This window comes from Luteimonas sp. e5, assembly GCF_054031035.1.
This window is the reverse complement of sequence record NZ_JBSTRX010000001.1, coordinates 122030-135236: the sequence shown is the minus strand read 5'-3', so window position 1 is coordinate 135236 and position 13207 is coordinate 122030. Positions and strand designations below refer to the sequence as shown.

18 protein-coding genes are annotated in these 13207 nt (G+C 67.6%); 6 read left to right on the top strand and 12 right to left on the bottom strand.

The window, feature by feature from the left end:
* Positions 1 to 101: 101 nt before the first annotated feature.
* The 3 genes from ACW11F_RS00715 to grxD all read right to left on the bottom strand — a co-directional run bounded on the left by ACW11F_RS00715 (position 102) and on the right by grxD (position 1925).
* Entirely contained in the window at positions 102 to 704 is a 603-nt protein-coding gene (locus ACW11F_RS00715; protein ID WP_456994897.1) for a YhgN family NAAT transporter, read from the bottom strand.
* Positions 705 to 804: 100 nt separating this feature from the next.
* Positions 805 to 1608, bottom strand: a complete 804-nt coding sequence (locus ACW11F_RS00710) for an SDR family NAD(P)-dependent oxidoreductase (RefSeq protein WP_456994895.1) — start codon at positions 1606 to 1608, stop codon at positions 805 to 807.
* Positions 1605 to 1925 (bottom strand): Grx4 family monothiol glutaredoxin, encoded by a 321-nt coding sequence (gene grxD / locus ACW11F_RS00705; RefSeq protein WP_456994893.1) that lies wholly within the window; start codon positions 1923 to 1925, stop codon positions 1605 to 1607. The genes ACW11F_RS00710 and grxD overlap by 4 nt, the downstream gene beginning before the upstream one ends.
* 119 nt (positions 1926 to 2044) lie before the next feature.
* Between grxD and sodB the strand changes: the two genes are divergently transcribed.
* Positions 2045 to 2623 (top strand): superoxide dismutase [Fe], encoded by a 579-nt coding sequence (gene sodB, locus ACW11F_RS00700; RefSeq protein WP_456994891.1) that lies wholly within the window; start codon positions 2045 to 2047, stop codon positions 2621 to 2623.
* Positions 2624 to 2725: 102 nt separating this feature from the next.
* Here the strand turns inward: sodB and ACW11F_RS00695 are convergent, their stop codons facing one another.
* The 3 genes from ACW11F_RS00695 to purE are packed head-to-tail and all read right to left on the bottom strand — an operon-like array spanning position 2726 to position 5069.
* Positions 2726 to 3349, bottom strand: coding sequence for a hypothetical protein (locus ACW11F_RS00695; protein ID WP_456994889.1), 624 nt, complete (start codon positions 3347 to 3349; stop codon positions 2726 to 2728).
* Positions 3350 to 3408: 59 nt separating this feature from the next.
* Positions 3409 to 4563, bottom strand: coding sequence for a 5-(carboxyamino)imidazole ribonucleotide synthase (locus tag ACW11F_RS00690; protein WP_456994887.1), 1155 nt, complete (start codon positions 4561 to 4563; stop codon positions 3409 to 3411).
* Positions 4560 to 5069 (bottom strand): 5-(carboxyamino)imidazole ribonucleotide mutase, encoded by a 510-nt coding sequence (purE, locus tag ACW11F_RS00685; protein ID WP_456994885.1) that lies wholly within the window; start codon positions 5067 to 5069, stop codon positions 4560 to 4562. Before purE ends, ACW11F_RS00690 begins: the two co-directional genes overlap by 4 nt.
* Positions 5070 to 5125: 56 nt before the next feature.
* Here purE and ACW11F_RS00680 point away from each other — a divergent pair, with 56 nt between their 5' ends.
* The 5 genes from ACW11F_RS00680 to ACW11F_RS00660 are packed head-to-tail and all read left to right on the top strand — an operon-like array spanning position 5126 to position 8078.
* The gene (locus ACW11F_RS00680; protein ID WP_456994883.1) at positions 5126 to 5389 is read left to right on the top strand and encodes a Trm112 family protein; all 264 of its coding nucleotides are present in this window, start codon (positions 5126 to 5128) and stop codon (positions 5387 to 5389) included.
* Entirely contained in the window at positions 5386 to 6267 is an 882-nt protein-coding gene (nadC, locus tag ACW11F_RS00675; protein ID WP_456994881.1) for a carboxylating nicotinate-nucleotide diphosphorylase, read from the top strand. The genes ACW11F_RS00680 and nadC overlap by 4 nt, the downstream gene beginning before the upstream one ends.
* 50 nt (positions 6268 to 6317) lie before the next feature.
* On the top strand, positions 6318 to 6758 hold the full coding sequence (locus tag ACW11F_RS00670; protein ID WP_456994879.1) for a hypothetical protein: 441 nt from the start codon (positions 6318 to 6320) through the stop codon (positions 6756 to 6758).
* The gene (locus tag ACW11F_RS00665) at positions 6755 to 7732 is read left to right on the top strand and encodes a DUF2272 domain-containing protein (protein ID WP_456994877.1); all 978 of its coding nucleotides are present in this window, start codon (positions 6755 to 6757) and stop codon (positions 7730 to 7732) included. Before ACW11F_RS00670 ends, ACW11F_RS00665 begins: the two co-directional genes overlap by 4 nt.
* 1 nt (position 7733) lies before the next feature.
* A complete protein-coding gene (locus tag ACW11F_RS00660) occupies positions 7734 to 8078 on the top strand; it encodes a DUF3301 domain-containing protein (RefSeq protein ID WP_456994875.1) in 345 nt (114 codons plus the stop codon).
* A gap of 43 nt (positions 8079 to 8121) precedes the next feature.
* Here the strand turns inward: ACW11F_RS00660 and ACW11F_RS00655 are convergent, their stop codons facing one another.
* The 6 genes from ACW11F_RS00655 to ACW11F_RS00630 form a co-directional block, all read right to left on the bottom strand.
* The gene (locus tag ACW11F_RS00655) at positions 8122 to 8631 is read right to left on the bottom strand and encodes a ClpXP protease specificity-enhancing factor (protein ID WP_456994873.1); all 510 of its coding nucleotides are present in this window, start codon (positions 8629 to 8631) and stop codon (positions 8122 to 8124) included.
* Positions 8632 to 8668: 37 nt separating this feature from the next.
* Positions 8669 to 9307: a glutathione S-transferase N-terminal domain-containing protein gene (locus ACW11F_RS00650; RefSeq protein WP_456995851.1), complete on the bottom strand. Its 639-nt coding sequence runs from the start codon at positions 9305 to 9307 to the stop codon at positions 8669 to 8671.
* 72 nt (positions 9308 to 9379) lie between these two features.
* On the bottom strand, positions 9380 to 10183 hold the full coding sequence (locus tag ACW11F_RS00645; RefSeq protein ID WP_456994871.1) for a cytochrome c1: 804 nt from the start codon (positions 10181 to 10183) through the stop codon (positions 9380 to 9382).
* A gap of 1 nt (position 10184) precedes the next feature.
* Positions 10185 to 11456, bottom strand: a complete 1272-nt coding sequence (locus ACW11F_RS00640) for a cytochrome b (protein WP_456994869.1) — start codon at positions 11454 to 11456, stop codon at positions 10185 to 10187.
* Between the two features lie 3 nt (positions 11457 to 11459).
* Positions 11460 to 12071 (bottom strand): ubiquinol-cytochrome c reductase iron-sulfur subunit, encoded by a 612-nt coding sequence (petA, locus tag ACW11F_RS00635; RefSeq protein ID WP_456994867.1) that lies wholly within the window; start codon positions 12069 to 12071, stop codon positions 11460 to 11462.
* A gap of 133 nt (positions 12072 to 12204) precedes the next feature.
* Entirely contained in the window at positions 12205 to 13056 is an 852-nt protein-coding gene (locus tag ACW11F_RS00630) for a lytic transglycosylase domain-containing protein (protein ID WP_456994865.1), read from the bottom strand.
* Between the last annotated feature and the right edge of the window lie 151 nt (positions 13057 to 13207).

Below are 13207 nucleotides of genomic sequence, written 5' to 3'. Positions count from 1 at the left end.
ATGCTAGGAGGTGATTATGACACTGCGATGACGACTGCAAGACGTGTTTGCGGCAGCGCAGCATCCAGCGCGGCGAGCGCCCCGCTCGCCACACCGCAGGCTCAGCCCGCGATCGACGGGCTGTTGAGGTAGGCCGACAGGCCGTCGAGGAACATCTGGATCGAAATCGCCACGAGCAGCATACCCATGAGTCGCTCGACCGCGGTCAGCACACGCCGGCCGAGCAGGCGATAGAGTAGCGGCGAGAGCATCAGGATCGCTGCTGTCGCTGCCCATGCGATGACCAGCGCCAGACTCCATTCGCCCATGCGATCCGGGTACTGGGTACCCATCAGCATCACCGCGGCCATGCCCGAGGGGCCGGCGATCATCGGGATCGCGACCGGCACGATGAAGGGTTCGCCATCGGGCAACTCGCCCATGATGCCGTCGGCGGGCGGGAAGATCATGCGGATGCCGATCAGGAACAGCACGATGCCGCCGGCGATCGCCACCGATTCCTGGCGCAGGTGCATCGCTTCCAGCGCGTACTTGCCGAACCACAGGAACAGCAGCAGCACCACCAGCGCGATGACCAGCTCACGTGCGATCACCACCAACTGGCGTCGCGGCGGCAGCGAGCGCAGCAGGCTGAGCACCACCGGCACATTGCCCAGCGGGTCGAGGATCAGGAACAGCAGCAGCGCGGCCGAGGCGACGGTCATGGGCCGGCATTATGCGGGAAGGATGCGGCAGGCGCGCAACTGCGCGACGGGTGCACCGCGCAGCCGTCACCTCGCGCAGGCGGACAGAGGCTGGCCGGGCTCAGCCGCGCAAGGTCGGCAGTTCGATACGCGAGGCGGATACCGCCGCCTCCGCGGCGGGCGCGATGTCGGCTTCGGCCTGCACGCGCTGGATGCGCCCGTTCCAGGCCGCAGCGGCCGGGGTCAGCAGGCGCACGCAATCGGCGGCATAGCACTCCGGTGCACGCAGGTCGGGATCGAGGTCTTCGATCATCGCGCGGGCGCGGATGCCGCTGCGCATCGGCCCGGGCTGCAGGCCGCGCACGGCGACGCCGCTGCCTTCCAGCTCGCGGTTCCACAGCGGCACCAGTGCCGCGCGTGCCTGCTGGCTGGCGGCGTACGCGCCCCAGAACGGCTGCCCATGAGTGCCGGCATCGTCCACCACGAACACCACCGCGGCCTCCCCTGCCGCCTTCAGCAACGGCAGGCAGGCGCTGGTCAGCCACATCGGCGCGGTGACGTTGACATGCAGGATGCGCGCGATGTCGGCGGGATCGCTCAACTCCAGCGGCGTCAGGCCGCGGAACTCGGCGGCACAGTGCAGCAGGCCGTCGAGGCGGCCGAATTCCTGCTTCAGGCGCAATGCCAGCTCCAGGTGATCGTCCGGCGTCGCGCCTTCCAGATCCATCGGGTACAGCAGCGGCGCGGCCGCGACCGCGGCGATGGCGTCATGCACCCGGTTCAGGCGCCGCAGATGGCGGCCGAGCAGCACCACTTCGGCACCGGCACGCGCGCAGGCCAGTGCCGCCGCCTGGCCGAGGCCGCCGGTGGCACCGGCAACCAGCACCACGCGATCCTGCAGCGGCAATGGCCCGGGATCGCTCACGCCTGCCCGGCTTCGGCCACGATGCGGGCGAGCTCGCCCGATTCGTGCAGTTCGAGGGTGATGTCGCAACCGCCGATCAACTCGCCATTGATGAACAGCTGCGGGAAGGTCGGCCAGTTGGAGAAGCGCGGCAGATTGGCGCGGATTTCGGGGTCTTCCAGCACGTTCACGGTATGCAGGCGCTCGGCGCCGGCGGCCTTCAGCGCCTGCACGGTACGGCTGGAGAAGCCGCACATCGGGAACTGCGGCGTGCCCTTCATGTACAGCACGATGGGATGGGATTCGACGTCGTTCCTGATGCGATCCATCACGTTCATGGCGTCTCCTTGATGGTGTTGACGGGCAAATGACGGCAGGGTCATTACAATCCCCCATTGTAAGTCCTTTGCCGCCACGCTTCCCCCGCGCGGCCCACCCCAATCACAAGGAGCCAGACATGGCCATCGAGCTGCCAGCCCTTCCCTATGAGCGCAACGCGCTGGAACCGCACATTTCCGCCGAGACCATCGAGTACCACTACGGCAAGCACCACAAGGCCTACGTGGACAACCTAAACAAGATGATCGAAGGCACCGAGTTCGCCGACATGGCGCTCGAAGACATCGTCAAGAAGTCGCAGGGTGGCGTGTTCAACAACGCGGCCCAGGTGTGGAACCACACCTTCTACTGGAACTGCCTCTCGCCCAATGGCGGCGGCGAGCCGTCCGGCAAGCTGGCCGATGCGATCAACGCCGCGTTCGGTGATTTCGCCAAGTTCAAGGAAGAGTTCACCAAGACCGCGGTCGGCACCTTCGGCTCGGGCTGGGCGTGGCTGGTGCAGCGTGGCGACGGCAGCGTGGCCCTGGTCAGCACCTCCAATGCCGCCACCCCGCTGACCGGCGACGACACCCCGCTGCTGACCTGCGACGTATGGGAGCACGCCTACTACATCGACTACCGCAACGCGCGTCCGAAGTACCTGGAGCACTTCTGGAACCTGGTCAACTGGGACTTCGTGGCCAAGAACATGAAGTAAGCGCCACGCGCTTGGTGTCACCGCAAAACGGCCGGGCATGTCCCGGCCGTTTTCGTTTCGCTCCGCCGTCAAGCGCCCGCGGCGGGCGCGATCAAGCCCGGCTCAGTCCGGCCGCTTGAGGTCGTAGCCGTATTTGGCGGCCAGCTGGCCGTCATCGCCGCTTTCACCGTGACAGACCCTGAAGTACAGGTTGGCGACGCCCTGCTCCGCGCCGAACACGCCGCCCGGGTTGAGCCAGAGCCTTGTCGGCTGGCCCTGGTAGCGCACCAGCGGCTCGCTGCGCGAGCACTGCACGCTGGCCTTCGCCGGAGCGTCATCCCAGTCGATGTCCACACCCTCGGCGCTTTCCGGATAAGCGTCGGAACCATGGGTGGAGTCACCGACCATGACCGTGAGCGCATAGCGCGGCGGCATGACGTCCTCGCGCTGCACTGCATCCAGCCGATACCACCAGCAGCCACCCATGCGGCAGTTGGCGCGCAACACCGTGCCCACGGCGGGTGCGGGGGCGAAGTCTGCGGCGGCGTCGGGATCGGTGTCGGTGGCCGGTTCGGTCGCCGGCGGGGTTTGCACGCCGCTGTCTGCATCGTTGGCCGCTTGCTCGGCGGCGCCGGGCGGCGCGGGTTCGGCAGTCGCTGGCCGGCTGTCGGCATCGCTTGCCGGCGGCGGGCTGCACGCCGCCAGCGCGGCGGCGCACAGCGTGGCGACAAGGATTCGCGATGGCATCGAGATCGGCATGGGCGTCGGCTCCGCACAAGACATGCGCCGAGCCTACGCGCCGCCGATCATCCCGCGCGTGAAGCCTGCAAGGCGTCGATCACCGGCGCAACCTGCTGCTGCCGGCCCAAGGCGTCGCCAATGCGCTGCAAGGCCGCGGCCAGCGCCTGCGGGCAGTCCTCGCGCACGGTGGCGTGGCCGACCTTGCGCCCGGCGCGCGGGCGCTTGCCGTAATCGTGCCAATGCCCACCCGGCTCGCGCAGCACCGGCGCGGCATCGGGCAGCTGCCCGATCCAGTTGAGCATGCAGGCATGCCCGCGCATGCGCGTGGAACCCAGCGGCAGGCCCAGCACCGCACGCAGGTGGTTCTGGAACTGGCTGGTTTCGCTGCCTTCGATGGTCCAGTGCCCGGAGTTGTGCACCCGCGGTGCGATCTCGTTGGCCAGCAGGCGCCCGTCGTGCTCGAACAGCTCCAGCGCCAGCACGCCGACGTAATCCAGCGCCTCGACGATGCGTCGGGCATGATCCAGTGCCTGCTCGCGCAGCGCCTCGGAGACCTGCGCCGGGGCCAGGCTCGCCGAGAGCACGCCATCGACATGCCAGTTCTGCGCCAGCGGCCAGGCATGGAACTGGCCGTCGCGGCTGCGCAGCGCCAGCACCGACAGCTCGCGCTGGAACGGCACGAAGGCTTCCAGGATCAGGCCGACGCGCTCGGCCTGTGCGCCCAGCGCGTCCCACGCCGGGTCCAGATCGGCGGCGCTGCGAATGCGGAACTGGCCCTTGCCGTCATAGCCCAGGCGCCGGGTCTTGAGGATGCAGGGCGTGCCCATCCGCGCCACCGCCTGCTCAAGGTCGGCGCGGCTGCCGATATCGGCGTAGTCCGGCAGTGGAATGCCCAACTCGCGGAACAGGGTCTTTTCCGCCAGCCGGTCCTGCGCCACCGCCAGCGCGCGCGGGTTGGGGAACACCGGGCGCCGCTCGGCGAGCCATTGCGCAGCTTCCGCGGGCACGTTTTCGAAATCGAAAGTGGCGATGTCGACCTCATCGGCGAAGCGCTGCAGCGCCGCGGGATCGGCGTACTCGCCGACCAGCAGTGGCGCGAACTGCCCGGCGCAGGCATCCGCGGCCCCGTCGAGCACGCGGAAGCGCAGGCCGAGCGGCGCACCGGCAAGCGCCATCATGCGCGCCAACTGGCCGCCACCGAGGATGCCGACCGTGGTCATTGCGGGTCGATGCGCGGGTCGTCGGTGGCCATCACGTCGGCCGTCTGCCGCGCGCGGAAATCGGCCAGACTGCTGGCGACGGCCTGATCCTCGCCGGCCAGCATCGCCGCCGCGAACAGCGCCGCATTGGCGGCACCGGCGACACCGATGGCAAAGGTCGCCACCGGCACGCCGGCCGGCATCTGCACGATCGACAGCAACGAGTCCAGGCCGTTGAGTGCACGCGATTGCACAGGCACGCCGAGCACCGGCACTGCGGTCTTGGATGCCAGCATGCCGGGCAGGTGCGCGGCCCCGCCGGCCCCGGCGATGATCGCGCGCAGGCCGCGTGCGGCGGCGGTTTCGGCATACTCGAACAGCACATCGGGTGTGCGGTGCGCGGACACCACGCGCACCTCGTGGGCGATGCCGAGTGCCTCCAGGCGCTCGGCCGCCGGGCGCATGGTGTCCCAGTCCGAGCGCGAGCCCATCACGATGCCCACCTTGGGCGACGAGTCGGGGTTCATGGCCGATTCCCTGTGCAAAGACGTATTCTAGCGAGCCCGCCCGGTGATGCCACACGATGGACAAGAAACTGCTGGAAATCCTTGCCTGCCCACTCACCCGCCAACCGCTGGCGCTGCTCGACGGCGAACGGTTGGCCCGGCTCAATGCCGCGATCGCCGCCGGCGGCATCCGCTTCGGCGAGCATCTGGCCACCGAACCCTTGCGCGAGGCGCTGGTCAGCCGCGACGGCAAGCATGTCTACCGCGTCGATGACGGCATTCCGGTATTGCTGCCGGACGAGGCGCTGGACGCAGCCAGCGTGGACGGCCTGACCGCATGAACGTGCAGGTGTTCCCGCCGCATCCGGCGCAGGTGGCGGAAGACGTGCACCTGGCGCTGGTCGAGGATGTCGGCGCCGGCGATGTCACCGCCGACCTGCTGCCGGACGAACCGGCCGAGGCGTACCTGCTGTGCAAGGAGGACGCGGTGATCGCCGGGCGGCCGTGGTTCGACGCCACCCACCAGGCGCTCGACCGCGCGGTGCGCATCGACTGGCGCATCGACGAAGGCGATCGCGTGCCCGCGAACACGGTGATCGCCACCCTGCACGGGCGCAGCCGCGCGCTGGTCAGCGCCGAGCGGGTCGCGCTCAACTTCCTGCAGACCCTGTCCGGGACCGCCACCGTCACCGCCGCCTTCGTCGCCGCGGTGGCCGGCACCGGCACGCGCATCCTCGACACGCGCAAGACCCTGCCCGGCCTGCGCCTGGCGCAGAAGTACGCGGTACGCGTGGGCGGCGGCGACAACCACCGCATCGGTCTGTTCGATGCGATGATGCTGAAGGAAAACCACATCCGCGCCTTCGGCTCGCTGGCCGGGGCGGTCAAGGCCGCGCGTGGCATGCACCCGGGGCTGCCGCTGATCGTCGAAGTGGAAACCGTGGACGAACTGCGCGAGGCCCTGCACAGCGGCTGCGACCGCGTGCTGATCGATGATTTCGATGCCGCGACGCGGCGCGAGGCGGTACGCATCGCGCACGACGAGTTCGGCGCGCGCATCCCGCTGGAAGTCTCCGGCGGAGTGGATCTCGACGGCATCCGCGCGATCGCCGCCGACGGTGTGGACTGCATTTCCATCGGCGCCTTGACCAAGCATGTGCGCGCGGTGGACCTTTCGATGAAACTTGGCCCGCCGCCCGGGATCGCGGTTCACGCCTGATCGCGTCTGCTCGTGGCAGGCTGGCCTTCCTCAACCGGGAGACTGATGACATGGCCATTCCTTCCGTCCCGAGCTTCGCCTTGTTGGCCGCCCTGGCCACCCCGCCCTCGCTCAATCTGGTGCTGGACGACGACGCGGGCATGCGCATGCCCGCATCGCTGGCCGCAGCCGACACCACGACCCGCTGCGTGGCCGAGTCGTTGCAGGCGCAGCTTGACGATGGCGCGTGGCTCGGACAGCTCCCGCCGCGCGACACGCCGTTTCGCGAGGACGAAATCGGATCATGGGTGGTGCTGCATGATGCGACGCCGGCGATCGACGGACATGACATTGGCCTGGTGATCGAACCCGGCGACACGGCGCGTGGCTGGCTGGTGCGCGCCGGCGGCCTCGATGGCGCGCTCCACGTACGCGGCCCGATCGAACTGCCGGCACATTGCGCAGCGCCCACCCCGGGACATGGCGTTCCGCGTGGGGAGGAGATGGCATGAACCACGCTGTGCGAACCGTCGCGTTGACGTGTGCGGGTCTGCTGCTGGGCGCCTGCGCCAGCGCCCCCAAGCCGTCCGCCCCGCCAGCGGAGCAAACCACGTCCCCGACCATCCCCGTCACGCGCGATCCTCGCCTGCCGCCGCGCACCGCGGTGGTGCGTCCGCGCATCACGTTCCCGCCGGGCACGCCGACCGTCGAGCGCATCGTGCAGGTGGCGCTCGCCGAGCATCGCGCCTGGCACCAGCCCTTCATCGACAGCCAGGGACGCCTTGCCAGCCGTCGCGTCGGTGAGGCCGAACGCTCGCGCCTGGCCGATGGTGACGAACCCTGGGCGCGGGTCGCCACATATTGGCGCGACAGCGGCACGCTGTGGGAAATGTCCGGCCGCGAAGGCGCCGAAGCCTGCCGCAACCCGTACGGCTCGAGTTACGTGCGCAACGAATGCCGCGGCTTCGTCAGCGACACCGCATGGTCGGCCGCGTTCATTTCCTGGGTGATGGTGCAGGCCGGGGTGCAGGGTTTCCGCGCTTCGCCACGGCACATCGATTACATTCGCGCAGCCTGGCGCGGCGAAGCGGTCAGCCCTTACCGCATTGAAGATCCCAACCAGGCCGTGCCACGCGTGGGCGACATGCTGTGCTACGTGCGCAACAACCCGAACCTGGCGGGCTTCGGTGGCCTGCAGGGCTTCTTCGCCGGCTCCGACGGTTCACTGCCTTCGCATTGCGACATCGTGGTCAGGATCACCGGCAACGAAGCCTGGCTGGTCGGCGGCAACGTTGCCAACATGGTGACCATGCGCAAGCTGCGCCTGGATGCGCAGGGTCGCGCCGTGCTGCCGCGCCCGATCAGCGCACCGGCCATCAGCGAGGAAGCGGAATACCACGACAACAGCTGCTCACCCGAGAACGAGGCCGCCTGCAGCATGAACCGGCAGAACTGGGCGGCACTGCTGCGCCTGGTGCGGGCCTGACATGCAGGCGGAAACGCTGCTGTGGGGCTTGCTGGGACTGGGTGCGATCGCGGTCTGGTTCAACGCTTCGCGCCGTGCGGCGGAAACCGCGCATGAGCTGGGCCGCCGTGCCTGCCGCCGCAACGGGGTGCAGTGGCTGGACCAGACCGTGCACGCCACCGGCGTGCGCCTGCGGCGCGGTGCGGACGGGCGCCTCGGGCTGGAGCGCAGTTATCGCTTCGAATACTCCCGCGATGGCAGCGACCGCCATGCCGGCAGCCTCTCGTTGCTGGGTGGCGAATTGACCCGTTTCGTCGGCCCGGTGCGCGAGGACGGTCAAATCAGCAGCCTCGACATCGAGGGCTGATCACGCATCAGCGGAATGTCCTGCGCCGACCGCGCAGGTGCCGTTACTTCACCACCCGCAGGTGGCCGCGCCTGGGTGGTGTGGCCGGGCCTTCCGGTGGCGGCTCGTCCTCGTCCGTCGGAGTCGATGCCACCGGTGCCAGCTTCGGCGCCGACTCGTCGATCACATCCGCCGCTTCGTGTTCCGTCCCGGCCGCGGCATCATCCGCGTCCGGCGTGGCAGCCTGCTCCGCCGGCAAGGCCATGCCTTCGCCGGTTTCCCGCGCGTAGATCGCCAGCACCGCCGCCACCGGCACGAACACCTCGTGCGGCACGCCGCCGAAGCGCGCATTGAAGGTGATGTATTCGTTGCCCAGACTGAGCATGTGCACTGCCCGCTCGGCGATGTTGAGCACCACCTTGCCATCACGCGCGGTGCCCGGGGGCACGTGCACGCCGGGAAAATGGGCATCCACCAGCAGGTGCGGGGTCAGGCCGTTGTCACCGATCCATTCGTGGATCGCGCGCAGCAGATAGGGTCGCTGGCTGGTCAGCGCGGGCGCGTCGTTGCTCATCGCTGCTCGGGTCCGTTGCGCAGGGTGGCCCGCGGCATCATTCCGGAATCGCGCGCAGCTTCTTTTCCTCTTCGGTGAGGCTGCGCACGAAGCCCGGGTTGCGGAAGATGCGGTTGCCGTAGTCCTCGATCGCCTTGGCGCCATCGCGCGGCAGCGGGATGCCGAGCGAATCCAGGCGCCAGATGATCGGTGCCATCGCGCAATCGGCCAGGCTCATCTCGGTATTGAGGTAGAACTTGCTGGCCTTGAACACCGGCACCGCCTGCACCACCAGCTCGGCGAGGCGTTTCTTCGCCGCATCCACCTGGGCCTTGGTCCCCAGCTGCATGGCCTGGATCTGCGGCACCCAGTCATGCTCGATGCGCAACATCGCAAGACGCAGGCGCGCGCGGCCGAGCGGCTCGATCGGCATCAGCGGCGGATGCGGATAGCGCTCGTCGATGTATTCGCTGACCACCGAGGCCGAATACAGCACCAAGTCGCGCTCGACCAGGGTCGGCACCGAGTGGTACGGGTTCAGGTCGATCAGGTCCTCGGGCGGACGCATGGGGTCGACCGGGATGAAGTCATAGGTGACGCCCTTGGCTGCCAGCACCAGGCGCACGCGGTGCGACAGCACGTCATCGACGCCCGAATACAAGGTCAGGTTGTTGCGGTTGCGGGTGGTGGTGGCCAGCATCGTCATCATTTCCAATCTCCTTCCATGCAAGGCGAAAGCGGGCCCACGGGCCCGCCTTGCACTGCTGCGTCAATCCACGTCCTTCCAGTATTCGCGCTTCAGCAGCCAGGCCAGGAAGGTGAAAATGGCCAGGAATGCGAGCACCCATACGCCGATGCCCTGGCGCTTGAGCCCGGCCGGCTCACCGCTGTAGGCGAGGAAGCCGGTGATGTCGCGCACCACCTGGTCGAACTCGGCCGGCTTCAGGCGACCGGCCTGGGTGACGGTCAGCGTTTCGATGCAGCGCTCCTCCGCATCGAAGGTACCCGGCGCACAGGCCATCACCGGCGCGCCGCTGTCATCCTTCTCGCCGGTCTCCACCTTGCCGGTGAATACCGGGTGCTGCAGGCCTTGCAGCTCGAACAGCGGGTTGGGCATCGAGACGTTGGGGAACAGCGTGTTGTTCCAGCCCAGCGGGCGCGAGCCATCGAGGTAGAACGACTTCAGGTAGGTGTAGATCCAGTCGTCGCCGCGCACGCGCGAGATCACCGACAGGTCCGGCGGCGCCTTGCCGAAGAACTGCTCGCCCAGTGCCGGATCGATGCCGGTCAGCACGTTGTCGCCGATCTGCGTGTCCTGCTTGAACATCAGGTTCTGCCTGACTTCGTCTTCGCTCAGGCCAAGGTCCTCGCCGATGCGCGAATAGCGCATGTACTTCAGCGAGTGGCAGGCCGCGCAGTAGCTCATGTAGTACTTGGCACCGCGCTGCAGCGAGCCCCTGTCGCTCAGGTCGACGCCGGCGGCCTGCAGGCCACCGCCATCGGCGGCGAGGAGTGCGCCCGGAGTCAGGCCTACCAGCAACACCAGAGCCAGTTTGTGCAGGGTCTTTTTCATGTCAGTGCCCTCCCGTGACGCGTTCGGGCACCGGCTTGGTGCGGTCGAGCCTGGTCCAGATCGGCATGGTCAGGAAGAACAGGAAGTAGTAGACGGTGAGAATGCGGCCGATGATGGTTTCGGTCGGGTCGGTGCCCGGGCCGCCACCGATGATCGACAGCCAGACGAAGGCGCCGGCGAACAGCAGCAACAGCACCCACGACAGCCAGCCGCGATAGCGATAGGACTTGACCGGCGAGCGGTCCAGCCACGGCAGCAGGAACAGCACCGCGATCGCCGCGAACATCACCAGCACGCCCCACAGCTTGATGCCAAAGAACGAGGGCACCACGCGCAGCATCGCGTAGTACGGGGTGAAGTACCACACCGGCTTGATGTGCGCGGGGGTCACCAGTTCGTTGGCCGGGGTGAAGTTGTCATGTTCGAGGAACAGGCCGCCGAAGGCCGGTGCGAAGAAGATGATGAACGCCGCCACCATCAGGAACGCGCCGACGAAGAAGGTGTCCTTGACCGTGTAGTACGGATGGAACGGGATGCCGTCGGCCGGCGCGCTGGGGCTCCAGCGGTTGCCCTTCGGGCCCTTCTTGATCTCGACGCCGTCCGGGTTGTTGGAGCCGACCTCGTGCAGCGCGCCCAGGTGCAGCACCACCAGCAACAGCAGCACCAGCGGCAGCGCGATCACGTGCAGGGCGAAGAAGCGGTTGAGGGTGGCATCGGAGGGGTTGTAGTCACCCATGATCCACTCGGTCAGGCCGCCGCCGATCACCGGGATCGCGCCGAACAGCGAGATGATCACCTTGGCGCCCCAGAACGACATCTGGCCCCAGGGCAGCACGTAGCCCATGAATGCCTCGGCCATCAGCACCAGGTAGATCAGCATGCCGAGGATCCACACCAGCTCGCGCGGCTTGCGGTAGCTGCCGTACATCAGGCCGCGGAACATGTGCAGATAGACCACGACGAAGAACAGCGAGGCGCCGGTGGAGTGCATGTAGCGGATCAGCCAGCCCCACTCCACGTCGCGCATGATGTATTCGACCGAATCGAAGGCTTCCTTCGCGCTCGGCTTGAAGTGCATGGTCAGGAAGATGCCGGTCAGGATCTGGTTGACCAGCACCACCATCGACAACACGCCGAAGATGTACCAGATGTTGAAGTTCTTCGGTGCGTAGTACTCGGTCATGTGCTTGCGGTAGAACGGCATGAAGCCGGGCGCACGCTCATGGAACCAGTTGCTGAGGTTGTCGATGCCGCGGGTGATGATGTTCGCCATGGCTCAGGCCGCTCCTTCCGGCGCAATGCCGATGACCAGGGTGTTGTCGTCCTGGAAGTGGTAGGGCGGCACCGGCAATGCCAGCGGCGCCGGCTGCGCCTTGTACACGCGCCCGGCGATGTCGTACTTGGACTTGTGGCAGGGGCAGAAGTAGCCGCCGCGCCAATCCGGGTCGAACGGCATCGGCTTGACCTCGAAGTGCTTCTCCGGGGCGCAGCCCAGATGCGTGCACACGCCCACCAGCACCAGAATTTCCGGCTTGATCGAGCGGTGCTCGTTCTTGGCGAAGTCGGGAGTCTGGTCGGCGTTGTCCGATTGCGGATCGACCACGTGCGAATCCAGGCCCGGCAGCGAGTCGAGCATCGCCTTGCTGCGACGGGCGATGAAGATCGGCTGACCGCGCCACATCACTTCCAGCTGCTGGCCTTCGGCGATGCCATCGATCGCCTGGATCACCGGGGCGCCCGCCAGCTTGGCTCGCGCGCTGGGATTCCAGCTCTTGATGAATGGGACGGCGGCAAAGCCGGCACCCACTGCTCCGACCACGGCGGTGGTCGCGGTCAGGAACCTGCGACGACCCGGATTGTCCGGGGCTTGGACCTCATCGTTGGCCATTCGGCACTCCGATCAACTGTTGCTGGCAAATGCTGGCGGCGCCTGCCGGGGCAGGCGTGCAAAGACAAGGAAGTGTAACGGAACGCTGAACAATCGGACAATACGTCCGCGAGTGAACACCCCATTCAGCCGCTCAGCGGGCGACCGTCTGCCCATGCCCGCGATAGCGGTCGGCCAACACCCGTACCCGCTCCACGTAGCGCCGGGTTTCGTTGTACGGCGGCACGCCTTTGTATTTGTCCACCGCGCCCTCGCCGGCGTTGTAGCCGGCGGCGGCCAGGGTCAGATCGCCGTTGAAGCGCTTCAGCAGCCAGGCCAGATATTTCACCCCGCCATGGATGTTCTGCCGCGGATCGAAGGCATTGCTGACGCCGAAGCGGCGCGCGGTGGCCGGCATCAGCTGCATCAGGCCCTGCGCCCCGACCCGCGACAAGGCATTCGGGTTGTAGGCGGATTCGGCATGCATCACCGCGCGGATGATCGCCTCGTCGACCCCGTGCAGGCGCGCGGCTTCGGCGATTTCGGCTTGGTAGGCACTGGTATTCAGACGCAGGGTGCCGAAGTTCACGCCCGGCGAGCTGCCACAGGCAAAACAGGTTTCGATGTAGCTGTAGGGGATGGTACGCATCGCCGAAGCGGCTACCCCGGCCGGACGCACGGTGGTGGCGTAGGTCACGCCATTGCGCTTGTAGGTATACACCCGGCCACTGACCCGGCGACTGGACGGCTGCGCGGCGGGCGCACTGACGGGTGAGGTGGCGGGCGAGGGAGCGGCCGCGGGTGAGTTGGTCGCGGTCAGCACCGGCGCCGAACTGCGCGGCGGCGTGCGGGTGACTTTCTGCGGCGTGTAACGCGCCACCGCACTGCAGCGGGCACCCGAGACACGCTGGCTGGAATAGCTGCGGCTGCCATCGGCACCATCGCAGCGATACAGGGTGCCGGCCACGGCTTCGCCGGCGACCAGGCCGCCCAAGGCCAAGCACATGCCCAATACCACCCGATGTCGCATCACGCTCCCCACCAGCGATCCTGTCGAAAGACGACAACTCCTTGTTGTCGCGACATTTTCTACCATATCAGGGTGACATTCCCTAGACTAGGCCGCTCCATCCCGTTTCTTCCATCCGGCCCGGATT